Below are 23,841 nucleotides of genomic sequence, written 5' to 3'. Positions count from 1 at the left end.
GCATGAGCGTAACGAACAACAGCCAGGCGCAATCGCCTGCCCTTTCCGCGTCCAACGTGCAGGATCAGGCCGAAAGCCTGTTCACCGCCAGCTCGATCTGGATCCAGACCCATTGGCTGCAGATCATCATCGCCGTCGCCGCGGCGGCGGTGATCGTCGTCGCGCTGCATTTCCTGCGGCGGCTCGGCAACAAGCTGTGCAACCTCAGGCCCGGTGCCGCCGGCTGGGGCACGGTGTTCGGCCGCGCGATCGTCAAGACCGGCAATTTCTTCATCGTCATGGTCGCGGCCAAGCTGGTCGCGGGCTATGCCAACGCGCCGCATGAAGTAGCGTCGACCATCACTTTCCTGTTCACCGTCTCGGCGGTGTTCCAGGCGGCGATCTGGGCACGCGAAATCATCCTCGGCGCGATCGAGCAACGCACCCATTCCGAACATTATTCGGGCGAGGCGATCGGCAGCGCGATGGGCATCATCCGCCTGCTCGTCACCTTCGCGCTGTTCGCGATCGCGCTGATTGTCGTGCTCGACAATCTCGGGGTGAATGTAACCGGCCTGGTCGCCGGCCTCGGCGTCGGCGGCATCGCCATCGGCCTGGCCGCGCAGGGCATCTTCGCCGACCTGTTCGCGGCACTCGCGATCATCTTCGACCGGCCGTTCCGGCGCGGCGACGCGATCTCGTACGACACCAGCTCGGGCACGGTCGAGGCGATCGGCCTCAAATCCACCCGCATCCGCGCCCCCACCGGCGAGGAGCGGATCATCGCCAACCGCAATTTGCTCGACAAGGAGATCCTCAACACCAGCCAGCGCGACTATCGCCGCGGCCAGTTCAAGCTCGGCCTGGTGCAATGGACGCCCGTCGAAAAGATGGAGAAGCTGCCCGAGATGCTGGAGGAAGTGATCGAAGGATGCGGCCGCAAATTCGTTCGCGCCGGGTTCATCGGCTTTGGCCAGGCGAGCTATGATTTCGACGTCGAGTTCGATTCGCCCACATCGAGCTTCGAGGATTTCTTCGCCGCCCGCCACGCGGTGGGCCTGGGCATCATCAAACGGCTGAACGCCGAGGGCATCGAACTCGCCTATCCGACCCAGACCGCCTTCACCGCCGCGCCGCGCGGCGGGATGATTGCCCCCTATCCCGACGGGCCGATTTACGGTGAGAATGGCGCGCCCGTCGCCGACGACCCCGACACCAGCGCCGAGCTGAAACCATCGGGCGATCGCTCGGCTGTAGACCAGGATTCGCACCCGTGATCGACGACCATGAAGCGATTGTGCGCGCCCAATATGAGGCATTCCGCGACCGAAGGCGGGAGGACAGCGAGGCGCTGCTCGCGGCCGATTTCGCCTTCACCAGCCCCTATGACGACGCGATCTCGCGCGCCGCCTTTTTCGAGCGGTGCTGGCCGAATGGGGACCGGTTCGCGGATTTCCAGATCGAGCGTGTGGCACCCGACCAGACCGGGGCGTTCGTGACCTATCTCGCCACCACCGACACCGGCGACCAGTTCCGCAATACCGAGTATCTGACCGTCTCGGACGGCCAGATTCACAGCGTTCATGTCTATTTCGGCGAAAGCCATCGCGGCGGGGAATTCATTCCGAAGAAGCCCGAATAGCTCACGCCATTTCCGGCACGCGCGGCATGCCGGCCGAGGCGAGCATTGCGTTCCAGTTGCCGATGGTCATCGTTCCGAGATATTCGCCCTGCATCACCGGGGTCAGCACCTCGATCATCCGGGTGCCCTCGACCCAGAACTCGATCACGCCGAACGCGCCGCCGCGCTTGCGGTATTTGGCCGGCCAGCCCTCACGCTCGGCGATCGCGAACACGTCGGTCGCGCCCATGCGGGTGGCAATGGCGATATGAGTCGCGGAACGGCGATCCGGCGATCCGATCACACCATAGCAATCGGCATCGCCATCGGCCGGCACCAGTTCGGTGCCGCGCGGATAGACCTCGATGATGGTGTTGCGCTCATCACCGGCCATCGCGACCCAGCTGCCCTCGATCACGGGCGGGAACGGTGTCGCCTGGCCATCCCACAGCTCGGCAATCACCTTGGCGACATGCTGCGGATTGTCGGCGTCGATCGAAACGTGGAAAATCATCTGTAAGCTCCGTGAGTATCGGGCCTCGCGTCCGGCGAGGTGTCGCAATCTTCCTATCGCGCCGCCCGGCCGGAATGGTGCGCCGTTCGACGGATTCGACGAAATTGCGACAGGTGCGATTCGCGAGTCGATGGCTTTTAGAAGCTCGGGTTCGCTCGCATCGCCCCGCCCGCCGCCGGATTCGTGGGCGGGGGACGCTACGTCATCGCCCCGGTTAAAGTTTCCGGTCGGCCGAGGCTTGCGCCAGCCGGGCCAGCGTGCCTAGAGGGTTTTCACACCCAATCACCCCTGAGGACATCATGGCGACCATCACCGCGCAGGAAATGGCGGGCCGCATCGGCACCGAGACCGTCTCCGACTGGGTCGAGGTGAGCCAGGAGATGATCGACAAGTTCGCCGACGCGACGGGCGATCACCAGTTCATCCATGTGAACCCGCAAATGGCGGCGATGACCCCGTTCGGTGGCACCGTTGCCCACGGCTTCCTCACCCTTTCACTGATACCGCTGCTCGCCTCCAAGATATCCGACGCGCCGAAGATCGAGGGCGTGAAGATGGGGGTCAATTATGGCGGCAACAAAGTGCGCTTCCTCCAGCCGGTCCGCTCCGGCAAGCGGGTGCGCGGCCGTTTCAAGCTGCTTGAGTTCGCGGAGAAGCGCCCCGGCCAGTGGCAGCAGACCAACGAGATCACCATCGAGATCGAGGGCGAGGAAAAGCCCGCGATGATCGCCGAATGGATCGGCCAGATTTTCGTGTGAACCCAAAAGCCCCTCCCCTTCAGGGAGGGGCTGGGGTGGGGCCTGACCTGCGTGATTGAACGCGACGGCGGCCCCATCCGACTCCCCCACCCCCAAACCCCTCCCTGAAGGGGAGGGGCTTCAGAAGAAGAAGGACCCTCTCTCATGCGTTCCGCCGTCATCGTTTCGACCGCCCGCACCGCCATCGGCCGCGCCTATCGCGGTGCGTTCAACAACACTCCCTCGCCCACCCTCGCCAGCCATTCGATCAGGGCAGCGGTCGAGCGCGCCGGGATCGATCCGGCCGAGGTCGATGATGTGGTGTTCGGCTGCGCACTGCAGCAGGGCCATCAGGCCGGCAACATCGCCCGCACTTCGCTGCTCCGCGCCGGCCTGCCGGTCAGCGTCGCGGGCCAGTCGATCGACCGCCAATGCTCGTCGGGCCTGATGGCGATCGCGACCGCCGCGAAGCAGATCATCACCGACCAGATGGACATCACCATCGGCGGCGGCGTGGAGAGCATCAGCCTTGTCCAGACACCCAAGATGAACGTCGCGCCCGACCCCGAACTCGTCGCGATGCATAAGGACATCTACATGCCGATGCTCGGCACCGCCGAGGTGGTCGCCAAGCGCTACGGCATCAGCCGCGAGGTGATGGACGACTATGCGCTCCAGTCGCAGCAGCGCACCGCCGCCGCCCAGGCGGCCGGCTATTACGACAAGGAGATCGTGCCGGTCACCGCGACCATGGCGGTGGTCAACAAGGAAACCAAGGAAGTCACCTATAAGGAAGTGACGCTGGCGAAGGACGAGGGCAACCGCGCCGACACCACGATCGAGGGCCTGCGCGCGCTTCAGCCGGTGATGGGCCCGGGCATGACGATCACCGCCGGCAATGCCAGCCAGCTCTCGGACGGCTCGTCGTCCTCGGTACTGATGGAGGAGAAGCTCGCCGAGAAGCGCGGGCTCCAGCCGCTTGGCCGTTATGTCGGCATCGCGGTGGGCGGCACCGAGCCGGACGAGATGGGCATCGGCCCGGTCGTCGCCATCCCCAAGCTGCTCCAGCGCTTCAACCTCAAGATGGACGATATCGGCCTGTGGGAGTTGAACGAGGCGTTCGCGGTGCAGGTGCTCTATTGCCGCGACAAGCTCGGCATCCCCAACGAACTGCTCAACGTCTCGGGCGGCGCGATCGCGATCGGCCACCCCTATGGCATGACCGGCGCGCGCGCGACCGGCCACGCCCTGATCGAGGGCAAGCGCCGCGGTGCGAAATATGTCGTCGTGACGATGTGCATCGGCGGCGGCCAGGGCGCGGCGGGCCTGTTCGAAGTCCTGTGACGTGACCGGGAGGGTGCCCCGGCGGCACCCTCCTGTCATGGACGATCGACATATCGATAATCGGGTGTCGCCGCAGCTCGCGTTGCGGGCCCTGACCCGTTCGTTCCAGTTCGACGGGCGCTCGACCCGAAGCGAAGTCATCTCCTTCTGGCTGTTCGGCACCCTCGCCAATCTGATGGTTCATTTCCTGGCGCCGCTGCTCGGCCTCGCACTGTCGCCCACTCTGTCCGGCGCCCTCGACCTGATCTGGTCGCTTCTTCTTGGCTGGCCCTATATTCCCTTGTTGGTGCGGCGCCTGCACGACCAGGGTTGCTCCGGCCGCTGGGCGCTGCTCTGGGGCGTGGTCATCATTTCCTTCGTGATCCTGCTCCTGCTGCCAGAAAGCGGTGATGGTCACGGCTCGTCGATATCCTTTTTCAACTTTCATCGATCGCTCGCATGGACCCCGGTGACGACTCCGTTGCTGTTGGCCTCGATGATCATCTTAATTGCCATGCCGATCCTGTACCTGCTGCCCGAAACCCCGGGCGACAACCGTTACGGGCCCGATCCTCGCGTGGGTCCGGCCGACGAAGCCGCCATTTCGGTGGCGAATTAGCTTCTAGGTAAGCACCCGACCCTATGATACCGCTCACATGATCGACCCTCCTGCATAGGAGGGCGACGTTAGAGGGCGGGCGATGACAGGCGACGAAATTGGGTTGGTGGCCGATATCGGCCGCCAGTCGGTGAGATTTGCGCTGACCGGCGGGGCTGCGGGCATCGTGCCGCGTGACGTGCGCAGTTATCACACCGCCGAACACGCCACCTTCACCAGCGCCCTGCTCGCCTATCTCTCCGAGGTCGGCCAGCGCGATGCGGTGCTGCCCAGCGTGCTCGCGGTGGCGGGCGCGGCGCGGGGCGACCTGATCAACCTCACCGGCAGCCGCTGGTATATCTCGCTCTCGGGCGTCGAGGCGGTGCTCCGCTCCCGCCCGCGCGCGCTCAACGAATGCGCCGCCACCGCGCTGGCGCTGACCACGCTCAACCAGAGCGCCTTCACGCCGGTCGGCGCGCAATCGACCCGACTGGTCCAGCCCGGCGGCAATCATATCGTGGTCAGCATCGGCACCGGCCTGGGCGTCGCGGCGCTGATCACCGGATCGAACGGCAAGCTCCTGCCCGTGGCGAGCGAGGCGGGTCATATGACCTTCTCCCCCGGCAGCCCCGACGAGGAGAAGTTCGCGGCCTATATCCGTGCCCGCGGCACGGCCAGCGCTGAAGCGCTGCTCAGCGCGAACGGGCTTGTCACGGCCTATGCCGCTCTCGCCGAAGGCGGCAAGACGATCGGCAGCCCGGAGGAAGTGACTCGTTCGGCCGGGCGCGATCCTGTGTCGACCGCGGTGGCAAGGATGGTCGCCGGCTATCTCGGCGCGTTCATCGGCGATCTGATCCTCGCCTTCGGCGCCTGGGAGGGCGTTTACCTGACCGGCCCGATCCCGCGCGCGCTACAGGCCCATCTGAACGACGCCCGGTTCCGCAACCGGCTCGAGGGGAAGGACGCCTTCCGCCGGCAACTCGGCGAAGTGCCGGTCGCCATCGTCAACCGGTCCGACCTGGAGCTGATGGGCGCCGCCGCCGCGCTACACAATAACTAGCGACAATCAGCGATCGTGATCGCGGTCATGGTCTCCGCCATGATCGCCGCCGTGGCGGCCATGGTGCCGGTCGCTCGCATTGCCGGGATGGCCATAGCGGCATCCGGAAACGGTGAGCCCGGCCAGTGCCAAAACCGCGGCAAGCGCCATCTTGTTGCTACGCATCGATTCTCTCCTGAATGATGCGCGTCAACGGATGGCAATGGGCGGCTGTTCCAGCTGGGCCGGGACGGTCCTTTAAAGTGCCGTCACCCTCAGGCGTTCGTCTTCATCCACTCTTCCAGCACCGGCGCGATCTGGTTGCGCCATTTGCTGCCGTTGAAGATGCCGTAATGGCCGGCATCGGCCACGACATACTTCTTCTTCGCTTCGGGAAGCTTGGTCGCCAGCTTCAACGCCGCCTTGGTCTGGCCCAGGCCGGAGATATCGTCGCGCTTCCCCTCGATCGCCAGGATGCCGATATCGGTGATCGCCGCCGGATCGACCAGCCGTCCGCGGTGAGTCATCGTGCCCTTGGGCAAGGAATGGTCCTGGAACACCACGTCGATCGTCTGGAGGTAGAATTCGGCGGTCATGTCGCAGACCGAGCGATACTCCTCGTAGAAGTCCTTGGTCTGGTTGGCGCTGTCGTCGTCGCCCTGAACGAGGTGTTTGAACATCTCATAGTGCGACATCATGTGGTTGCCGAGGTTCATCGTCATGAACCCGCTGAGTTGCAGGAAGCCGGGATAGACCCGCCGGCCGGCGCCTGGGTAAGTCGCCGGGATGGTCGCAATGACATTGTTCTCGAACCAGCTGTGCGGCCGCTCGGTCGCCAGCGTATTGACCGCGGTCGGCGCCTCGCGCGTGTCGATCGGGCCGCCCATCATGGTCAGGGTCTTGGGCCGCGACGGATTCTTGTCAGCGCTCATCAGGCAGGCAGCGGCATAGCAGGGCACGGAGGGCTGGCAGACCGCCAGCATGTGCACACCTGGCCCGACATGCTCCATGAACTCGATCAGGTAATCGATATAATCGTCCAGGTCGAAGCTGCCGTCGCTGAGCGGCACCAGCTTCGCGTCGCGCCAGTCAGTGATGTACACATCGGCGACCGGGAGCATCCGCTCCACCGTGCCGCGCAGCAGCGTGGCGTAATGGCCCGACATCGGCGCGACGATCAGCAGCTTCGGACCGCCCTCGACACCCTCGCGCTTGAAATGCTTGAGCTGGCCGAATGGCTTGCGCAGCACGATCTCCTCGACCACGCTGATGTCCTCGCCGTCTACCGTCGTGCGATCGAGCCCGAAATCGGGCTTGCCGCGCGGCGCGGCCGCATGAGCGAACACCTCGAGCGCCGAGCTGATGATCGACCCGCCGCCGAAATAGGCGAAGGGATTGGCCGGATTCGACAGCATTCCTGCACCGAAATTGGCCATGGCGCTGGCACCCGCCAACATCGATTTCTGCATTTCATAGGCGTTATAGAGCATCGCGTACCCAATATCGGAAAACGGTTACCTTGATGCAAGGCATAGGTGTGCATTGCAGCATACGCAATCGAAACGGACATACTATTGCCGGATGTGACCCATAGCGGGTTGCACGCTCTCATTTCTCCGCCATTGCGGGAACTCAGGACAAGCCCTAGTCCCCGCGCATGGCTGAGCCGCTCCCCGCTTCACCCGCCGTTTCCGAGGCGAAACCCGCCCCATCGCGGCGTCAGCTCGGCAATCTCAAAATGGTGTGGCAGCACGCCTCGCGCTATCCGCGCCAGATCGCCACCGCCCTGCTCGCCCTGCTCGTCACCTCGGCGGCGACGATCGCGATCCCCTATGGCTTCAAGAAGGTGATCGATCGCGGCTTCGGCCCCGGCGCCGACGGGTCCGTCGCCAACTCCTTCCACTATCTGCTGATGATCGTGGTCGTGCTCGCGCTCGCGACCGCAGTGCGTTTCTACTACGTCTCCTGGCTGGGCGAGCGAGTCGTCGCCGATATCCGCACCGCGGTGCAGCGCCACCTGCTCACCCTCGCGCCGCGCTTCTTCGAGGAGAATCGCCCGTCGGAAATCTCCTCGCGCCTGACCTCGGACACCACATTGATCGAGCAGGTCGTCGGCACCACGGTCTCGGTCGCGCTGCGCAACAGCTTCACCGGGGTCGGCGGGATGATCTATCTCTTCGCGCTCTCGCCCAAGCTCGCCGGCATGCTGATGCTGGGCATTCCGGTCATCATCCTGCCGATCGCGCTGCTGGGCCGCCGCGTCCGCAATTTCTCGCGCACCAGCCAGGACCGGGTCGCCGATGTCGGCTCGATCGCCTCCGAGACCCTGGGCGCGATGAAGGTCGTCCAGGCGTTCGGCCAGGAAGACCGCGAGGCAGCCCGCTTCGCCTCGGCGGTCAACGCCACTTTCACCGCCGCCAAGCGCCGCATCATCCTGCGCGCGTTCATGACCGCGATCGTCATCGGGCTGATCTTCGGATCGATCACCCTGGTGCTGTGGGAAGGCGCAGTCGATGTCGCCGCCGGCCGGATCAGCGGCGGATCGATCGCGGCGTTCGTGCTGACCGGCGGCCTGGTCGCCGGCGCGTTCGGCGCGCTGACCGAAGTATATGGCGACCTGCTGCGCGGCGCGGGCGCCGCCGGCCGCCTCGCCGAACTGCTCGACGAAGTCCCCGAGATCCGCGCGCCGGCGAATCCGGCCGCCCTGCCGGAGACGGCACGCGGCGCGATCGAATTCGACAATGTCACCTTCCGTTATCCGACCCGGCCCGAAGTCTCCGCATTGCAGGATTTCTCGCTGGCGATCGCGCCGGGCGAAACCGTCGCAGTGGTCGGCCCCTCGGGCGCCGGCAAGACCACCCTGTTCCAGCTGATCCAGCGCTTCTACGATCCCGACGCCGGGCGTGTCCTGCTTGAAGGCGTGCCGCTGCCCGATGCCGACCCGGCCGATATCCGCCGCCATATCGCGATGGTGCCGCAGGAAACGGTGATCTTCGGCGCCTCGGCGCGCGACAATCTGCGCTACGGCAAATGGCAGGCGAGCGACGACGAGCTCTGGGCCGCCGCCGAGGTGGCCAATGCCGCCGAGTTCCTGCGCAAGCTGCCCCAGGGCCTCGACACCTTCATGGGCGAAGGCGGCGCGCGCCTGTCGGGCGGCCAGCGCCAGCGGGTGGCGATCGCCCGCGCGGTGCTGCGCGACTCGCCGATCCTGCTGCTCGACGAAGCGACCAGCGCGCTCGACGCCGAGAGCGAGCGGCTGGTGCAGGAAGCGCTGGAGCGGCTGATGCAGGACCGCACCACCCTGGTCATCGCCCACCGCCTCGCCACCGTCCGCGCCGCCGGGCGGATCATCGTGATGAGCGACGGGCAGATCGTCGAAAGCGGCACGCACGGCTCGCTGATCGGCCAGAACGGCCTGTACGCGCGGCTTGCCAGCCTGCAGTTCAGCGAGGCGGCGTAGCTTGACCAGAGCCAAGGTCCACACCGTCGCGGTCATCGGCGGCGGCATGAGCGGTACGCTGTTCGGCCTGAAACTGGCCGCAGCGCGCCCCGACTTCCACGTCGTAGTGATCGAGGCGACGCGTTGCATCGGCCGTGGCCTGGCGTATGGGGCCTGCACGCCGCAGCACCTGCTCAACGTGCCGATCAGCCGGATGGAGGTCGGGCTGAAACCCGGTTTCGCCGACTGGCTCCTGGCCAACCCGAACGCCAAGGAAGCGCTCTCGACCGGTCTGGAAGAGAGTGGCGGCGACCTGCACGGCGTGTTCGTGCCGCGCGCGCTGTTCGGCGCCTATCTCGAGGAACGGCTGGAAGCGGCGCTGGTCACGGGTGGCGGCCCCGGCCTGTCGCTGATCCGCGGCGAGGCGGTACGCGTGCTTGCCCGCCCCGACCGCACCGTCCGGCTGAGCGACGGCCGCGAAATCCCGGTCGATGCCGTAGTGCTCGCCACCGGCAACCTCGCCCCGCGCGCACCGGGCGGGCCGGATCAATGGTTCTATGACAGCCCAGGCTTCGTGCCCGATCCCTGGGCACCCGATGCGTTCGAGGGCCTTGAGCCCGACGATCCCCTGCTGCTGCTCGGCACCGGCCTGACCACCGTCGATATCGTGCTGAAGCTCACCGCAGCGGGCCATCGCGGCCCGATCCTCGCCACCTCGCGGCGCGGCCTGTTGCCGCAGGTGCATGCAAGCGGCGGCGCATGGCCAGCGTTCCTCGAAGCGGCCCTGCCCGCTTCGCCGCGCCGGCTGATGCGCCTGATCCGCGAGCAGGTCGCGACCGCCGAAGCACGCGGCATCCCGTGGCAGCGCGTGTTCGACGCCGCCCGCCCCGCCATCCCGGCGGCGTGGAGCAGCTGGTCGACGCGCGAGAAGCGCCAGTTCCTCCGGCATCTCCGCACCCGCTGGGACGTGCACCGCCACCGCATGGCGCAGCGCATCCACGACGCGCTCCACGCCGAGGCCGCGCGCGGCCGCCTGGAGATCCTGCCGGCGCGCTTGCGTGGCTATCGCCCGACGGGTGACATGGTCGAGGTCGCGCTTGCCCCCCGCCATGGCGGCGAGCGCCGCTTCACCGCTGCCCGGGTGGTCAACTGCACCGGCCCGCGTCGCGATGCGGGCGCGATCGCGATCCCCTTGCTCGCCGACCTGCGCGATCAGGGTCTCGCCCTGCCGGATGACCTCGGCCTGGGTCTCGAAACCGACAATTGCGCGCTGCTCGACACGGATCGCCGCGCCTCGACCTGGCTTTTCGCGCTGGGCGCCCTCACCTGCCCGCAATGGTGGGAGATCACCGCCGTCCCGGAAATCGCGGTGCAGGTCGATCGGCTGGTCGGGCAACTCGCCAATCCCGCGGCCGCGCAGCTCAGCGCGGGCGATTTCCTGGATCTTGGGGCGGGTATCTAGACTTCCGCCGTTACAATCCGGCTGCAGGCATCGCAGCCCTTTGCATTCCGTTCCGACAACAAGAAAGAGCGAGCCGCCACAAGTCCGGCAAGGGATGACATGCCAGATCCCCTGGCGCCGTTGAATCGACGCCGACGACAAGGCTGTGGAACATGTGGGAGAGATATGGGACACCACTTTGTCCCATATCTCCCTCGACCGCCTGACGAGCGCTTCGACATATATTGTTGTATATCAATCATTTAAAGCGAAATCGAGGCTCGGCGGCGCCAATCGCGGGACGCGCGGCCGGTTATTTCCAACAAGTGTCCCATGAAACGTCAGAGCAACGCGCCGAGGCCCGTGCGCAGCGCTTCGCCGCTGGCGGCACGGGTCACCAGGCCCCTGTCGATCTCGCCATGGACGCTGGTCCATATCGGCATCGCCTGTGCCAGCACCTGCCGCCCCGCCGCCGTGAGCACCAGCCGCTTGATCCGCCGGTCCGTCGGATCCGCCGCCACCTGCACCAGGCCGTCGCGCTGCAACGGCTTGAGATTGGCGGTGAGGCTGGTGCGGTCCATTGCGAGCAGGTCAGCGACCGAACCGAGCGACGGCGGCCTGGGCCGGTTGAGCGCATTCAGCAGCGAGAACTGGCCGCTGGTGATGCCGAAGCCGCGAAAGGCCTCGTCGAAGCGCCGCGACAGCGCGCGCGCTGCGCGCTGGGTGGCCAGGCACAGGCAATGATCGCGGACGAAATGCGTCTGGTCGAAAGGAACGAGACCGGGTTTTGACATGGAGAATTTATGTTGATATCAACTGATTCTGTCAAGCGTTCAATGAGAGGATGTTCCGCGTGCCGATCGATCCCAACGCCCCTATCGAGATCACCAGCTTTGCCTGGGTGCCGGAGTTCGCCCGCGGCTTCGTCCGGGACCTGCGGCCGCGCTGGGCGTGCGAGGAAGCCGGCCTGGGCTATGCGGAGCGCCTGATCGGCTTCGAAACGGCCAAGGGCGAGGATTATCGCCGCGAGCAGCCGTTCGGCCAGGTGCCGGCCTATCGCGACGACGAGGTGCAGATGTTCGAAAGCGGCGCGATGGTGCTGCGCATCGCCGAGCGTTCCGACAAGCTGATGCCCGAAGGCGCGGCAGGCCGGTCGCGCGTGCTCACCTGGGTCACCGCCGCGCTCAACAGCGTGGAGCCGTTCGTGTTCGATCTGGTCGATATCGACACGTTCAACCCGGACGCCGAATGGGGCAGGTTGCGCCGCCCGCAGGTGATCGACAATTTGCGCGGCCGGCTGGCGAGCCTGTCCGGCTGGCTGGGCGAGAAAGACTATCTCGAAGGCGAGTTCAGCGCCGCGGACATCATCATGACGACGGTGCTGCGCGAGGTTTCGGACGATGCCCTGCTGGCCGAATTCCCCAATCTGGTCGCCTATCGCGATCGGTGCATGGCGCGCCCCGCCTTCGGGCGGGCGCTGAATGCGCAACTGGCATCCTTCGCGCCCGAGCCCGTGCCGGCCTGAGAGCGGCACGAGATGGAGATTTTACAGCATGGCCAAGCTCGTCTTTGGAATGAACCAGTCGCTGGACGGCTATGTCGACCATATGGGGTTCGCGCCGGGGCCCATACTCTTCCGCCACTTCATCGAGGAGGCTCAGGGGCAGGCGGGCAGCATCTATGGTCGCAACATGTATGAGATCATGCGGTACTGGGATGATGATTATCCTGAATGGGATGCGGCGAGACATGCCTTCGCCGCGGCGTGGCGGAGCCAGCCGAAATGGGTCGTCTCGCGCTCGTTGACGTCGGTCGGTCCCAATGCCGAGCTTGTCGAGGCTGATCTCGAGGGCGCGATCCGCAAGCTGAAGGCCGAGCGCGACGGGGAGATCGAAGTTGCCGGCCCGGACCTGGCGCGAAGCCTCACCGACCTTGGCCTGATCGATGAGTATCGGATCTATCTGCACCCCGTCGTGCTTGGTCACGGCACGCCCTATTTCGCCGGCCCCCGGCCGCCGCTCCGCCTTGTGACCAATGATCGGATGGGCGAGGACGTGATCAGGCTGACCTACGTTCCCGCTTGATCCCGCGACTCGCCGGATGGAAATCGCCGACGCGTCAGATCCGCTTTGAATCGATCCACCGCATGTCGATAGCGCGTCGTGCCGGGCTTGTTCCGGCATCCGCTGTGCCCCACACTCCGATATTGCTTCGGACAGGGGGCCCCGGAACACGTCCGGGGTGACGAGAGGAGAGCGAGATGCGCGACTTCGACATCATCGTATACGGCGCCACCGGCTTCACCGGGCGCCTGGTCGCGGAATATCTGGTCCAGACCTATACCGGCCCGGATCGTCCGCGCTGGGCGATGGCCGGTCGGTCACTCTCGAAGCTGCAGGAGGTGCGCGACGAGATCGGCGCGCCTGCCGACACGCCGCTGCTCACCGCCAATTCCGACGATCCCGCCACGCTCAAGGCTTTGTGCGAGCGCACGACGGTGATGCTCACCACGGTCGGACCGTATCAGCTTTATGGCAGCGACCTGGTCGCCGCCTGCGCCGAGACCGGCACCGCCTATGTCGATCTGTGCGGCGAGCCGGCCTGGATGCGCCACATGATCGACGCGCATCACGAGACCGCGCAGCGTACCGGCGCGCGCATCGTCTTTTCCTGCGGGTTCGATTCGATCCCGTTCGATCTCGGCGTGCTGACCTTGCAGAACGCGGCGAAGCTGAAACACGGCAAGCCCGCCCCGCGCGTGAAATGCCGGGTGCGGAAGATGCAGGGCGGCTTTTCCGGCGGCACCGCGGCGAGCCTCAAGGCGACGCTCGCCGCCGCGGCGCGCGATCCGTCGATCCTCGGGCTGCTGACCAACCCCTTTTCGCTGACCCCCGGCTTCCAGGGCCCCAGCCAGCCGCGCGGGCTGCTGCCTGACTATGACAAAACGATCGAAGCCTGGGTCGCGCCGTTCATCATGGCGCCGATCAACACCAAGAATGTTCACCGCACCAATTTCCTGCTCGGCGAGGCTTACGGCGCCGACTTCGTCTATGACGAGATGATGGTCGCCGGTCTCGGCGATATCGGCAAGGCGGCGGCGGAGGCGATCGCCAAGATCAACCCGCTCGCCAGCGACAAGGGGCCCAAACCCGGCGAAGGCCCCTCGAAGGAGGAGCGCGAGAACGGCTATTATGATGTGCTGTTCATCGGCGAGATGCCGGACGGCACGCGGATCGACTCGGTCGTCACGGGGGACCGTGATCCGGGTTATGGGTCGACCAGCAAGATGATCGCGGAGACAGCCCTGTGCCTGGTGCAGGACGTGGCGGGTGAAGGCGGGATCTGGACGCCGGGTGCGCTGCTCGGCGAAATACTGGTCAAGCGGCTCGAAGCGAAAGCGGGGCTGACGTTTCGGGCTGGCTGATCAAGCGGCTTGTTCGAACCATCTGTCGGCGCCCGCGTTCAGCAACTGCCAGGCAGCGATGCCGTGCAAGATCATCGCAACGGCCGCGACAGCGCCGAAAAATGCGTCGTATCCGCCGATCGCGAGCCCGAAGCATGTCCATATCGACGTGCCGATGAACACGACGATGATGAGCCATTTCGATATGACGGAATGCCGGTACGCCACGCCGAACCACAGCAGAAGCGAGAAGGTGATCCCGATCTGCAATGCCGCCGCATCGACCGATGACCAATTTACGATGGCGAAGATGATCTTGAGTCCGAGGGCCCCGAGATAGAAGCGCTCGAACCGGACGATCGCTGCTGGACGTTCCATCACATTCCCCTCGCGCCGATCGATCCGGAAGGAATCCTCGCAACCGGTCTAGCCGTGCCGCCTGATCCCGACGACCTCGGGTTGCCCGGCATCCATGAACATATACGCGCGGCCCAGCAGAGCCTGCTTGCCAAAATCATCGAATTTGTTTGGCCCGAGGGGCGTTATGAGAACTTCATCAGGCGTAAGGCCGTCCAGGTGGCGCTCTTCAATCTCTTGCCAATGTTCTTTTGCAATGTCGCTCAGCACCACGTTGACGGCAGGATGATTGTATCGGACCAGGATGTTGCCATCATCCATAGGCGCCGGATTCATATCCGGATGGAATCCCAAAATATCGGCCAGCACCTTCAACGAGAAGCTCTTGGCATCGGAGTCAGATAGCCCTTTGTCCAGGATGACGCAGGTACCGTTGCGAAAGATCGAGAAGTCGGCCTTGCCGTCATAATAATAGGAAATGCGGTCGGCGACCCGATCGATTGGGTGTGGAAAAGAAGGCTTCCAGGTCGGGACTGGAGGAAGCGTTCTGTTCTGAATCGTTTCAGCCCCACCCTTGCCGGCCACGAGCGCCGCGAACAGGCTGGCAATGAAGGAACGTCTCATCACCTCCGTCTACCCCAGCAACCCGATCCCCACGCCCGCCGCCAGCGCCGCGGCAAGCCCGGCCAGCGCCATGCCGATCTTCTTCCGCCGGCCCTGCTGATAGGCATCGAGCTTCGGCACATCGAGATACCAGGTCCCGTTCTTCGCGGGCGCGAGCACGCCGTTCGCGCGCAGCCGGTCGAAGAATTTCTCCTCCATCCGGCGCGCCGGGGTGAAGCTCACGGCATTGTCCGACGACACCGCGTTCTTCGACATGAAGTGCGAGATGACCTTGCGCCGCGCGCGTGCCGCCGCCGCCACGCCCGCCGTTGCCCCGCCCATGCCCCTTCTCCAATGACGTGCGCGGCGATCATGCCACGGCTTCACCCGCGATAGAAGAGCATCGCGACGGCCGCGATCACTACCGACACAGCGATCGCGATCGGCACCCAGCGCCGGCTGAACGCCTCCCGGTCGAGATGATAGGCGACCAGATCGAGCCACCAGCGCCCGGGCGCCGCTTCGCGCAATGCGCCGATCCGGCGGAAGCGGTCGAACCACCAGCGCTCGACCCGACCCCTGGGCACAAACGCGATCGCATCCTCGGGCGACAGCGCGTGATACGCGAGAAAATGCCCCGCCACCGGCCCGCGCACGCGCCGGGCGGCCGCGGGAAGCTCGGTCACCGTTTGCGACCCTGGTGGCGGATGTTCGCGGGACGGCCGCGCCGTTTGATCACGCGGTGAGGCTTCGCGTCGCGTTCGGGCCGAGCGCCTTTGCCGTCGATCATCTCGAAGCGCAGCGCGCCCGATACCGGATTGGCCTCGGCCAGCCGGAGCTGAAGCCGCTGGCCGCTCGCATATTCGGTGCCGGTCTCATCGCCGATCAGCCGCCGCCCCGCCTCGTCATAGCGGAAATATTCGCCGCCGATGTCGCGCACCGGCATCAGCCCGTCGCCGCCAATGCCCTCGACCGTCGCGAAGAAGCCGAAATTGGCGACCCCGGTGATGCGCACGTCGAGCACTTGCCCCACCCGCTCGGCGAGGAATGCAGCGACATAGCGGTCGATCGTGTCGCGTTCCGCCTCCATCGCGCGGCGCTCCATCAGCGAGATGCTCTCGCCGATCTTCTCCATCGACGCGGCCTCGCCCTCGGTCAGCCCGCCCGGACCGAGCTTGTATGCGCTGACCAGCGAGCGGTGGACGATCAGATCGGCGTAACGCCGGATCGGCGAGGTGAAATGCGCGTAACTGCCGAGCGCGAGCCCGAAATGACCGTGATTTTCCGGGCCGTAATAAGCCTGGGTCTGGGTGCGCAGCACCTGCTCCATGATCTGCGGGCGGAAATCGACCTCGCCGATCCTGTCGAGGATGTGGTTGAAGGTCGCCGGGCGCACCACCTGGCCCAGCGCGAACTCGACGCCGAAAGTCTTCAGATACTCCTTGAGCGCGACCAGCTTCTCACGGCTCGGCGGCTCATGGTCGCGGTACATGACCGGCGCCTTTTTCGCCTCCAGCGCTTTGGCCGCCGCGACATTGGCGGCGATCATGTAATCCTCGATCAGCTTGTGCGCATCGAGCCGCTCGCGCGGCGCGACCGACAGGATGCGGCCCTTCTCGTCGAGCACGACGCGGCGTTCGGGCAGGTCGAGATCGAGCGGCTCGCGTTTTGCGCGGGCCTTGGTGAGGGTGCGCCAGCAGGCCCAGAGGGGGAGGAGGGCGGATTCCAGCAAACCATTCGCTGCCAGGGGGCCTGCCCCCTCTCCGTTCGCTTCGAGCGAAGTCGAGAAGCCTTGGGGCGGGCGACCGTCATTTTCATCGATGGTGTCTCGACTTCGCTCGACACGAACGGGTTGGTTTGTCGCCCCATGAGCATCGATCGCCGACTGCGCATCCTCATAGGCGATATTCGCCGCGATCCGCACGATCGCCCGCGTGAAGCGCCAGCTCTTGAGCGTTCCGTCCTTCGCGATCCGCAAGTGACACGCCAGCGCCCCGCGATCGACGCCCTGCTTCAGCGAGCACATGTCGGCGGACAATTCCTCGGGCAGCATCGGCACGACTCGGTCGGGGAAATAGACGCTGTTGCCGCGCCGCCGCGCTTCGCGGTCGAGCTCGGAGCCGGGGCGGACATAGAAGCTGACATCGGCGATCGCGACGATCGCCTTCCATCCGCCGTCGTTCGCGGGATCGTCGTCGGGCGCGGCCCAGACGGCATCGTCATGGTCGCGCGCGTCGGCCGGGTCGATCGCGACGATCGGCAGATCGCGCAGGTCCTCGCGTCCATCCCCAAGCGGGGTCTGCGCGACCCGCGCGGCTTCCTCGATCGTCTCGGGCGTGAAGACATTGGGGATGCCGAGCTTGTGGATCGCGATCAGCGAAAAGCTGCGCGGCGCGAAGGGATCGCCGAGCCGTTCGGTCACCCGCACGGTGATCCGGGGCGGACGACCGGCCTTTTCCGCCAGCACCAGATCGCCCGGCTCGGCACCGCCCGCATCGGACACCATGAACTCGCGCCGTTCCTTCTTTTCGACGCCCTGCAGCCAGAGCTTGCCGCCTTCCTGGTGCAGCACACCGAGCACCAGCTCCTCGCCGCGTGCGAGCTGCTTCATCGGATGCGCGATCCAGCCATTGCCGGCTTCCTCGGTGCGCGCCAGCACTCGGTCGCCCACGCCGAGCGCGCCGCGCTTGCGTTCGCGCACCCGCAGACGCGGCGCGGGCGCATCCGAATCCCAGCGCTCGGGCACGGCCCACACATTGCCGCCGTCATCGACATCGGCGATGCGCAGCACCGTCACCTTGGGCAGGCCGCCCAGCTTGTGGAAGGCGCGGCCGGGGGCGCTGTCGATCAGCCCCTCGTCCGCCATGTCCTTGAGCAGCGCCTTGAGGCCGATCTTCTCCTGCGCGGTCAGGCCAAAGGCGCGCGCGATCTCGCGCTTGCCGGCGGGGGTATCCGACGAGGCGATAAAGTCGAGAATCTGCTCGCGGGTGGGAAGGCCGGGCGAACGCTTTGGTTTGGGCATCGACGGGAGATAGGGGTTTACGCCCCCGCCGTCACCTGCCCGCGCTGTTTCAGGATCACGCCCGCGCGCCAATAGTGGAAGATCGCCCAGGGCGTCGCCACCGCGAAGACGAACATCGCCCAGCGCAGCGATTCCTCGCCGTAGGTCGGGCGCAGCAGGTCGCTGATCCGGCCGACCAGGGTCGGCCCCAGCCCAAGCCCGATCAGGTTGATCACCAGCAGGGTGATCGCCGCCCAGAGCGCGCGCAGCCGCATCGGCGCGAGCCCCTGCAGCAGCGCGAAGGTCGGGCCGAGATAGCTCGACGCGAACAGCAGCGAGAGGAAATAGGCGCCGATCGCGATGTTGGCGTCGTGAAGGAAATAGAAGATCAGGCTGAACGGCAGCGCGATCGTCTTCAGGATGCCGACCATCCAGCTCTGCCAGTGAAGCCCGTGCTTCTTCGCCAGCCGATCGGCCAGCATGCCGCCGACCACGCCGGAGACGGTCGCGAAGATCGCGCCGACCGGCGCGACCACCCAGGAAATGGTCAGCAGCGAGACGTCGAAGGAGCGCAGGATGAAGCTCGGCCCCCATTGGGCATGGCCATAGCCGATCATCGACGTCAGCGTGACCGCGGCGACCAGATGCCGCGCCGCCCGATCCCGCCAGATCGAGGCAAAACCCGCGCCCAGGCTCGGTATCGCCTCGCGTTCCTGCTCGGCCGCGGTGCGCCCGTCGGAAAGCCCGCGGCGCGGCTCGATCACGAACAGCCAGACGATCGCCGCGAGCAGCAACCCGGGCAGGCCGACGACGAACATCGCCGCGCGCCAGCCATAGAAATGACCGATCGTCCCGCCGATGATCGTGCCGAACGCCGCGCCGAGCACCACGCCGAGCGAATAGATCGCCATCGCGCTCGCCCGCTCGTGCGGGGCGTAGAGATCGGCGATCATCGAATGGCTGGGCGGGCTCGATCCCGCCTCGCCCACGCCGACGCCGATCCGGGCGAGCAGCAGCTGGAGGAAATTGGTCGCCAGGCCGCACACCGCCGTCATCGCGCTCCACAGCGCCAGCGACAGCACGATGATCTTCTTGCGGCTGGTCCGGTCGGCGAGCCGCGCCACCGGAATGCCCAGCCCGGCATAGAAGATCGCAAAGGCAAGGCCCGACAACAAGCCGAGCTGCGTATCGGTCAGCAGCAGGTCCTTGCGGATCAGCTCAAGCAGGATCGCGAGGATCTGCCGGTCCATATAGCTGAAGAAATAGACGAAGGTGAGTAGCGCCAGGGTGAGGCGGCGTCGCCGGAGCGCCAGCGCGTCGGCGGTTTCCGGAGCATTTTCTGGGGAGAAAGCCATTGCGGAGGTACTCGGTTACAAAGCAAAAAAACGGCCCGCCGTCCAAGGGAAGAAGCGGCGGGCCGAAGGGATGTCAAAGAAGCATCAGGGTCCAGACCCTTAGAACTTCTTCGACAGGCCGACCTTGAAATTGCGGCCCAGCGGGCTGCCGGTGAACGGGTCGTAATTGTAATCGAGCCGCGCGAAGGAGGGGTCGCGGTCGAAGATGTTCATCACCGTCAGGCTCAGGGTCGTCTCCCATGGCAGGCTGGCGCGCAGGCTGAAATCAACGGTGAAATAGGATTTGATGTCGGCGCCCTGCATCAGGATCGGCGCGCCCGCGATATCGGCGCGCGGCGCGAACGGGCCCGAATTGGTATCGGCGCGCTGGTCGTGATATTTGTCGATATAGGTGCCCGTCAGCCGTGCATCGAAGATGCCCGCGCCGAGATCGATATAGGCCTGGCCCTTCCATTTCGGCACCGGATAGGCGGTGGTCTGGAAGTTGAGCTTGCCCGCCGCGTCGAACGCCTTCTGCACGACCACGCCTTCGACGACCTGGTCCTCGCTCTTATATTCGATCGTGTAGGTCGCGGTGACGCCGGCACCGAAGCGCGCCGCGCCGATATCGGTACGATAATTGGCGGTGAAATCGAGCCCGCTGTTCTTGATGCCCGAACCGTTGATGATCTGGGTGCGCAGCCGCGAGATATTGGCGATGGCGCAGGTACCCGCGCCCGCCACGCCATTGCCGTCGTTGAACTGGAACCGCTTGCGCAGATTGGCATAGGCCGGATCGGTGCAGTTCGCGGCATTGGCGAACAGCGTGTTGACGATGCCGGCGACCGGCTCGAACAGGATCGAGTCCTTCAGCTTGTAGTTGAAATAATCGACGCTGGCGGTGAATCCGCCGAAGTTGAGCAGCACGCCACCCGAGATGTTGCGCGAGGATTCCGGCGTGAGCCCGGGGTTGTTGAACACGTCGACCGGGCGGAAGCTGGTGCCGATCAGCTGAAGCGAGGTGACCGACCCGTTGGTCAGATTCTCGTTGCGCGGGCCCCGGAAGGTGGTGCCGATGCCGCCACGGAAGGCAAGCCACGGCGTTGCCTGCAACCGGACGCGCGCCTGCGGATCGAAGGTCGATCCCACCCCGCCGCCATAGTCCTCATAGCGGGCGGCAAGCTGCACGTTCAGGATGTCGAAGACCGGCACCTGCAACTCGGCATAGGTCGCGATCACGTCGCCCGATGCCTTCGCATTCGCATTGGTGCCGAGAAACGCCAGCGCGCCGGTGGCTGGCGGGTTGATCGCCGGCGTCGTCTGGTTGGGACGGCACGGGCCGAGATTGCCGTTGAGCGGCGATTCGCGACAGGGGTTGCTCGCCAGATTGTTGTTGTTGCCGTAATTCACGCTGTAGGTGTCGCGGCGATATTGCGCGCCGACGCCGAACTGCACCTCGCCGCCCGGCAGGGTGAGCCCCGTCCCCCCGCTGACGCTCGCCTCGCCGACGAACAGCGAGGTGTTGGTCTGGCTGAACGACTTGACGAAGAACCAGCGCGCCAGCTCGGCATTGTTGGCGACGCTCGCGGTGTAAGCGGGGTTGGTCGCGCCCGTGGCGAGATTGGTCTGCACGGCATTGCCGAACGGGTTGAGCCACAGACAGCCGTTCGCGCCGGGCGTGGTGCCGGTGCAGTTCGGCCCGCCGAGCCCGCGCAGCGCGAGCTGGACCCGGTCGCCGAACGAATCATAGCCGTCGATATAACGGTAATAATGATGATAGGTCGCGTTGATGTTGAAATCGAGGCTGTCGGTCAGCTTGCCCGACAGGGTCGCGGTGAAGCGTTCCGATTCCGATTTGCGCATGCCGATCGACGCGCCGGGGTCATTGCTGTCGGGATCGGAGAACATCGGGTTTCCGCCGGTCAGGAACGGCCGGTAGAGCAGGGTCGGAAACAGCACGCCGATGCCCGCCGGGATCTGGGTCGGGTTCTGCAGCTTGTACTGGATCAGGCCCGGATTGTTCGCGGGCACGAAGAAGCCGCTCTGGGTGATGCCCGCCGCCGATGAGGGCGACTGGGTCAGCAGATAGGAAGGCGAGGTGCGGTAATGCGGCACCGTCGACCGGCCGAACAGGGCGGTCACCTCAAACTCGATATCCGGCGCCACATCGACCCCGACCTCGACATAGGCCTGGCCGCGCCGCTCGGTATCGACCAGCGCGTCATAGACGCTGTACTGGGTCGCGCAGCGGTTCTGCGCGGTGACATAGCCGCCGAGCGAGGTGCAGCTCAGATCGGGCATCGGGTTGGTGATCGCGGCACCGGTCGGGCCCAGGGCGACGAAGGTCGCGGGATTGCCGCCGCCGGTCCAGCCGCCCTCCGGATTGACGGTAAAGGGCTGCGCCGCGAAATCCCGCTCGCGCGCCAGCAATTCGCCGCGCGACTGGAAGCCGGCCGCGACCAGCACGCGGAAGCCGTTGCCCTGATGGCCGAAGCTCGCCGAAATATCGTAGTCGCCGACGCTGTCGTTGATGAACTTGTAGCTGCCCGCGACCAGAAAGCCCTTCTGGTTGGTCTTGGTGAGGAAGTTCACCACACCCGCCACCGCGTCCGAGCCATAGGTCGCCGCGGCACCGTCCTTCAGCACCTCAATCCGGCCGATCGCCGCCTGCGGGATCATGTTGATGTCGATCGAGGGAATGCCGTTGCCGGCCGCGACCAGGCGCTTGTTGTTGAGCAGCACCAGGGTGCGTTGCGGGCCGAGGCCGCGAAGGTTGACCGTGGCGATGCCCTCGGCGCCCTGCGACCGGCTGTCGAACTGGTTGGAATCGCCGAGTACGCCGTTCGACGTGGGCAATGCCTTGAGCATCTCGACCGCTGACGGGCTGCCCTGTTTGAGAAGTTCTTCGGAGGAGATCACGTCGACCGGCAGCGCCGCGTCCTCGGGCGTGCCTTTGATCAGCGATCCGGTGACGACGATGTCGGGCGTGGTCTGGCCGGCATCGTCCTGATCGGCAACCGTGCTTTGGGCGAAGGCGGGCGTGGCAAGGCCGAGCGCGAGGGCCGAAACGGCGCACGCCGATAAATACTGCTTCCTGAGCATCTCTCTCTCCCCTTAAGCCGGGACACTCGATGATCCCGTACCGTAAACTCGAATTGATAGAGAGATTGACGTTACGTCAAGTAAAAGACTCGTTGCGAAACGGTACCCGTTTCCCTGTGTTGCCCGATTGCATCTATACGAAAGCCCCGGATCGGCCAGAACCTATATTCGAATCGGCTATATCTCTCCTCGCCGGGACACAAGGAAACAGGCGCCGCCCGGGTGGGCGACGCCCGTCTTGCGGGTCGGAAAGGAGGTGTCAGTAGCCGTTGAGTCGGGCGAAGCGCTCGCGGTGATAGGCGGCGTTGCCCCACATCGTCTCCAGCACGCGAGCGCGCTTGATATAGAAGCCGGCATCATGCTCGTCGGTCATGCCGATGCCGCCGTGGAGCTGGATCAGCTCGCGGCTGACCAGGTTGAGCGTATCGCTCGCCACGGCCTTGGCAAGCGTTACCGCCTGGTCGACGTCCGAGCGGTTCGCATCGATCGCCTCAAGCGCGCCCTCAACCGCAGAGCGCATCAGCTCGAGCTCGGTGAACATCTTCGCCATGCGGTGCTGCAGCGCCTGGAAGGTCGAGAGCTGCTGGCCGAACTGAACGCGGGTCTTGAGATAGTCGTTGGTGGTCGCGAAGGCCTGTTCCGCCATGCCGAGCATCTCGGCGCAGACCGCGACGGTGGCGCGGTCGATCACTTTGGTGGTCAGCTCGGCCCCGCCCAGCCTCTCCGCGGCGGCGGCGTCGAAGCTCACCTGTGCATGGCTGCGCGAATCCGCCATGTGCCGCGCCGATCGCGACACGCCCGCGCCGTCCGGGACGAGATACAGCCCGTCCGCCGCCGCGACGACGAACAGGCCGGCGCTGTCGCCCTCCGCGACGAACTGCTTGGTGCCACTGATTTTGCCGTTCGATACGCTGGTCGCGATCTTCGCCGGATTGTGGACAGGCCCTTCATCGACCGCGAGCGTCGCGACGACCTCGCCCGAGGCGATCTTCAGCAGCCATTCGGCCTTGGCGGCATCCGACCCGCCCAGCACGATCGCGGTCGCCGCGGCCGCGGTCGATGCCAGTGGCGACGCGGCAAGATTGCGCCCGAGCTGCTCGAGCACCAGCCCGAGCGAGAGATAGCCGAATTCCGATCCGCCAAAAGCCTCGGGCACCACGATCCCCGCCCAGCCCATCTGCCCCATCTCGGCCCAGGCGGCGGCGTCATAGCCCTCCACCGGCGCGGCATCGCGCATCTTGCGGAAGGCGCCGACGGGCGCCTCGTTGTCAGCCCATTCGCGCGCCATGTCGCGCAGCATCGTCTGTTCGTCGTTGAGTACGGCCATCATCCTGTCCCTTGAAATCTACT

23 protein-coding genes are annotated in these 23,841 nt (G+C 65.7%); 11 read left to right on the top strand and 12 right to left on the bottom strand.

What is annotated here, in order from left to right; translation table 11 throughout:
• Positions 1 to 2: 2 nt before the first annotated feature.
• Together AC1RT8_RS13005 and AC1RT8_RS13000 are read left to right on the top strand one after the other, a co-directional pair.
• Positions 3 to 1,256 (top strand): mechanosensitive ion channel family protein, encoded by a 1,254-nt coding sequence (locus AC1RT8_RS13005; RefSeq protein ID WP_493076070.1) that lies wholly within the window; start codon positions 3 to 5, stop codon positions 1,254 to 1,256.
• Complete coding sequence (locus AC1RT8_RS13000; protein ID WP_493076069.1) at positions 1,253 to 1,621, top strand: nuclear transport factor 2 family protein; 369 nt, start codon at positions 1,253 to 1,255, stop codon at positions 1,619 to 1,621. Before AC1RT8_RS13005 ends, AC1RT8_RS13000 begins: the two co-directional genes overlap by 4 nt.
• 1 nt (position 1,622) lies before the next feature.
• Here the strand turns inward: AC1RT8_RS13000 and AC1RT8_RS12995 are convergent, their stop codons facing one another.
• Positions 1,623 to 2,114, bottom strand: a complete 492-nt coding sequence (locus AC1RT8_RS12995) for a hypothetical protein (RefSeq protein ID WP_493076068.1) — start codon at positions 2,112 to 2,114, stop codon at positions 1,623 to 1,625.
• A 299-nt stretch (positions 2,115 to 2,413) separates the two neighbouring features.
• On the opposite strand from AC1RT8_RS12995, the gene AC1RT8_RS12990 reads away from it, so the two are divergent.
• The 4 genes from AC1RT8_RS12990 to AC1RT8_RS12975 all read left to right on the top strand — a co-directional run bounded on the left by AC1RT8_RS12990 (position 2,414) and on the right by AC1RT8_RS12975 (position 5,832).
• The gene (locus AC1RT8_RS12990) at positions 2,414 to 2,872 is read left to right on the top strand and encodes a MaoC family dehydratase (RefSeq protein WP_493076067.1); all 459 of its coding nucleotides are present in this window, start codon (positions 2,414 to 2,416) and stop codon (positions 2,870 to 2,872) included.
• A 144-nt stretch (positions 2,873 to 3,016) separates the two neighbouring features.
• On the top strand, positions 3,017 to 4,195 hold the full coding sequence (locus AC1RT8_RS12985; protein WP_493076066.1) for an acetyl-CoA C-acyltransferase: 1,179 nt from the start codon (positions 3,017 to 3,019) through the stop codon (positions 4,193 to 4,195).
• A gap of 37 nt (positions 4,196 to 4,232) precedes the next feature.
• Positions 4,233 to 4,793 (top strand): DUF805 domain-containing protein, encoded by a 561-nt coding sequence (locus AC1RT8_RS12980; RefSeq protein ID WP_493076065.1) that lies wholly within the window; start codon positions 4,233 to 4,235, stop codon positions 4,791 to 4,793.
• 82 nt (positions 4,794 to 4,875) lie between these two features.
• Positions 4,876 to 5,832, top strand: coding sequence for a glucokinase (locus tag AC1RT8_RS12975; protein WP_493076064.1), 957 nt, complete (start codon positions 4,876 to 4,878; stop codon positions 5,830 to 5,832).
• Between the two features lie 6 nt (positions 5,833 to 5,838).
• On the opposite strand, the gene AC1RT8_RS12970 is transcribed toward AC1RT8_RS12975, so the two are convergent.
• Both AC1RT8_RS12970 and AC1RT8_RS12965 read right to left on the bottom strand, forming a co-directional pair.
• The gene (locus AC1RT8_RS12970) at positions 5,839 to 5,997 is read right to left on the bottom strand and encodes a hypothetical protein (RefSeq protein ID WP_493076063.1); all 159 of its coding nucleotides are present in this window, start codon (positions 5,995 to 5,997) and stop codon (positions 5,839 to 5,841) included.
• Positions 5,998 to 6,086: 89 nt separating this feature from the next.
• On the bottom strand, positions 6,087 to 7,301 hold the full coding sequence (locus AC1RT8_RS12965) for a polyhydroxyalkanoate depolymerase (protein ID WP_493076062.1): 1,215 nt from the start codon (positions 7,299 to 7,301) through the stop codon (positions 6,087 to 6,089).
• Between the two features lie 167 nt (positions 7,302 to 7,468).
• Between AC1RT8_RS12965 and AC1RT8_RS12960 the strand changes: the two genes are divergently transcribed.
• Entirely contained in the window at positions 7,469 to 9,271 is a 1,803-nt protein-coding gene (locus AC1RT8_RS12960) for an ABC transporter transmembrane domain-containing protein (RefSeq protein ID WP_493076061.1), read from the top strand.
• A gap of 1 nt (position 9,272) precedes the next feature.
• Positions 9,273 to 10,712, top strand: coding sequence for an FAD/NAD(P)-binding protein (locus AC1RT8_RS12955; protein ID WP_493076060.1), 1,440 nt, complete (start codon positions 9,273 to 9,275; stop codon positions 10,710 to 10,712).
• 320 nt (positions 10,713 to 11,032) lie between these two features.
• Here the strand turns inward: AC1RT8_RS12955 and AC1RT8_RS12950 are convergent, their stop codons facing one another.
• On the bottom strand, positions 11,033 to 11,485 hold the full coding sequence (locus AC1RT8_RS12950; RefSeq protein WP_493076059.1) for a MarR family winged helix-turn-helix transcriptional regulator: 453 nt from the start codon (positions 11,483 to 11,485) through the stop codon (positions 11,033 to 11,035).
• 59 nt (positions 11,486 to 11,544) lie between these two features.
• Between AC1RT8_RS12950 and AC1RT8_RS12945 the strand changes: the two genes are divergently transcribed.
• From AC1RT8_RS12945 to AC1RT8_RS12935, 3 genes are all read left to right on the top strand, one after another.
• Entirely contained in the window at positions 11,545 to 12,216 is a 672-nt protein-coding gene (locus AC1RT8_RS12945) for a glutathione S-transferase family protein (protein WP_493076058.1), read from the top strand.
• Positions 12,217 to 12,244: 28 nt separating this feature from the next.
• Positions 12,245 to 12,775 (top strand): dihydrofolate reductase family protein, encoded by a 531-nt coding sequence (locus tag AC1RT8_RS12940; protein ID WP_493076057.1) that lies wholly within the window; start codon positions 12,245 to 12,247, stop codon positions 12,773 to 12,775.
• 176 nt (positions 12,776 to 12,951) lie between these two features.
• On the top strand, positions 12,952 to 14,115 hold the full coding sequence (locus AC1RT8_RS12935; protein ID WP_493076056.1) for a saccharopine dehydrogenase family protein: 1,164 nt from the start codon (positions 12,952 to 12,954) through the stop codon (positions 14,113 to 14,115).
• Here the strand turns inward: AC1RT8_RS12935 and AC1RT8_RS12930 are convergent, their stop codons facing one another.
• The 8 genes from AC1RT8_RS12930 to AC1RT8_RS12895 form a co-directional block, all read right to left on the bottom strand.
• On the bottom strand, positions 14,116 to 14,472 hold the full coding sequence (locus tag AC1RT8_RS12930) for a hypothetical protein (protein ID WP_493076054.1): 357 nt from the start codon (positions 14,470 to 14,472) through the stop codon (positions 14,116 to 14,118). It abuts the gene before it with no gap.
• 48 nt (positions 14,473 to 14,520) lie between these two features.
• Positions 14,521 to 15,075, bottom strand: coding sequence for a hypothetical protein (locus AC1RT8_RS12925; protein WP_493076053.1), 555 nt, complete (start codon positions 15,073 to 15,075; stop codon positions 14,521 to 14,523).
• Between the two features lie 9 nt (positions 15,076 to 15,084).
• Positions 15,085 to 15,396, bottom strand: coding sequence for a hypothetical protein (locus tag AC1RT8_RS12920; RefSeq protein ID WP_493076052.1), 312 nt, complete (start codon positions 15,394 to 15,396; stop codon positions 15,085 to 15,087).
• A gap of 41 nt (positions 15,397 to 15,437) precedes the next feature.
• Positions 15,438 to 15,740: a hypothetical protein gene (locus tag AC1RT8_RS12915; protein ID WP_493076051.1), complete on the bottom strand. Its 303-nt coding sequence runs from the start codon at positions 15,738 to 15,740 to the stop codon at positions 15,438 to 15,440.
• Positions 15,737 to 18,076 carry a ribonuclease R family protein gene (locus tag AC1RT8_RS12910; protein WP_493076050.1) on the bottom strand — a complete coding sequence of 780 codons (2,340 nt, stop codon included), beginning with the start codon at positions 18,074 to 18,076 and terminating at the stop codon, positions 15,737 to 15,739. Before AC1RT8_RS12910 ends, AC1RT8_RS12915 begins: the two co-directional genes overlap by 4 nt.
• A 17-nt stretch (positions 18,077 to 18,093) precedes the next feature.
• The gene (locus AC1RT8_RS12905; RefSeq protein ID WP_493076049.1) at positions 18,094 to 19,410 is read right to left on the bottom strand and encodes a spinster family MFS transporter; all 1,317 of its coding nucleotides are present in this window, start codon (positions 19,408 to 19,410) and stop codon (positions 18,094 to 18,096) included.
• Between the two features lie 99 nt (positions 19,411 to 19,509).
• Positions 19,510 to 22,491 carry a TonB-dependent receptor domain-containing protein gene (locus AC1RT8_RS12900; protein ID WP_493076048.1) on the bottom strand — a complete coding sequence of 994 codons (2,982 nt, stop codon included), beginning with the start codon at positions 22,489 to 22,491 and terminating at the stop codon, positions 19,510 to 19,512.
• A 259-nt stretch (positions 22,492 to 22,750) separates the two neighbouring features.
• Positions 22,751 to 23,818 (bottom strand): acyl-CoA dehydrogenase family protein, encoded by a 1,068-nt coding sequence (locus AC1RT8_RS12895; RefSeq protein WP_493076047.1) that lies wholly within the window; start codon positions 23,816 to 23,818, stop codon positions 22,751 to 22,753.
• Positions 23,819 to 23,841 lie beyond the last annotated feature (23 nt).

Source organism: Sphingomonas sp. GW821-FHT10F11 (genome assembly GCF_058809095.1).
This window is presented reverse-complemented; position numbering and strand designations above follow the sequence as displayed.

Coding starts and splice junctions, on each gene's coding strand:
- AC1RT8_RS13005 (WP_493076070.1), top strand. CDS start 3: ATGAGCGTAACGAACAACAGCCAGGCGCAATCGCCTGCCCTTTCCGCG.
- AC1RT8_RS12995 (WP_493076068.1), bottom strand. CDS start 2,114: ATGATTTTCCACGTTTCGATCGACGCCGACAATCCGCAGCATGTCGCC.
- AC1RT8_RS12990 (WP_493076067.1), top strand. CDS start 2,414: ATGGCGACCATCACCGCGCAGGAAATGGCGGGCCGCATCGGCACCGAG.
- AC1RT8_RS12985 (WP_493076066.1), top strand. CDS start 3,017: ATGCGTTCCGCCGTCATCGTTTCGACCGCCCGCACCGCCATCGGCCGC.
- AC1RT8_RS12980 (WP_493076065.1), top strand. CDS start 4,233: ATGGACGATCGACATATCGATAATCGGGTGTCGCCGCAGCTCGCGTTG.
- AC1RT8_RS12975 (WP_493076064.1), top strand. CDS start 4,876: ATGACAGGCGACGAAATTGGGTTGGTGGCCGATATCGGCCGCCAGTCG.
- AC1RT8_RS12970 (WP_493076063.1), bottom strand. CDS start 5,997: ATGCGTAGCAACAAGATGGCGCTTGCCGCGGTTTTGGCACTGGCCGGG.
- AC1RT8_RS12965 (WP_493076062.1), bottom strand. CDS start 7,301: ATGCTCTATAACGCCTATGAAATGCAGAAATCGATGTTGGCGGGTGCC.
- AC1RT8_RS12960 (WP_493076061.1), top strand. CDS start 7,469: ATGGCTGAGCCGCTCCCCGCTTCACCCGCCGTTTCCGAGGCGAAACCC.
- AC1RT8_RS12950 (WP_493076059.1), bottom strand. CDS start 11,485: ATGTCAAAACCCGGTCTCGTTCCTTTCGACCAGACGCATTTCGTCCGC.
- AC1RT8_RS12940 (WP_493076057.1), top strand. CDS start 12,245: ATGGCCAAGCTCGTCTTTGGAATGAACCAGTCGCTGGACGGCTATGTC.
- AC1RT8_RS12935 (WP_493076056.1), top strand. CDS start 12,952: ATGCGCGACTTCGACATCATCGTATACGGCGCCACCGGCTTCACCGGG.
- AC1RT8_RS12930 (WP_493076054.1), bottom strand. CDS start 14,472: ATGGAACGTCCAGCAGCGATCGTCCGGTTCGAGCGCTTCTATCTCGGG.
- AC1RT8_RS12925 (WP_493076053.1), bottom strand. CDS start 15,075: ATGAGACGTTCCTTCATTGCCAGCCTGTTCGCGGCGCTCGTGGCCGGC.
- AC1RT8_RS12920 (WP_493076052.1), bottom strand. CDS start 15,396: ATGGGCGGGGCAACGGCGGGCGTGGCGGCGGCGGCACGCGCGCGGCGC.
- AC1RT8_RS12910 (WP_493076050.1), bottom strand. CDS start 18,076: ATGCCCAAACCAAAGCGTTCGCCCGGCCTTCCCACCCGCGAGCAGATT.
- AC1RT8_RS12905 (WP_493076049.1), bottom strand. CDS start 19,410: ATGGCTTTCTCCCCAGAAAATGCTCCGGAAACCGCCGACGCGCTGGCG.
- AC1RT8_RS12900 (WP_493076048.1), bottom strand. CDS start 22,491: ATGCTCAGGAAGCAGTATTTATCGGCGTGCGCCGTTTCGGCCCTCGCG.
- AC1RT8_RS12895 (WP_493076047.1), bottom strand. CDS start 23,818: ATGGCCGTACTCAACGACGAACAGACGATGCTGCGCGACATGGCGCGC.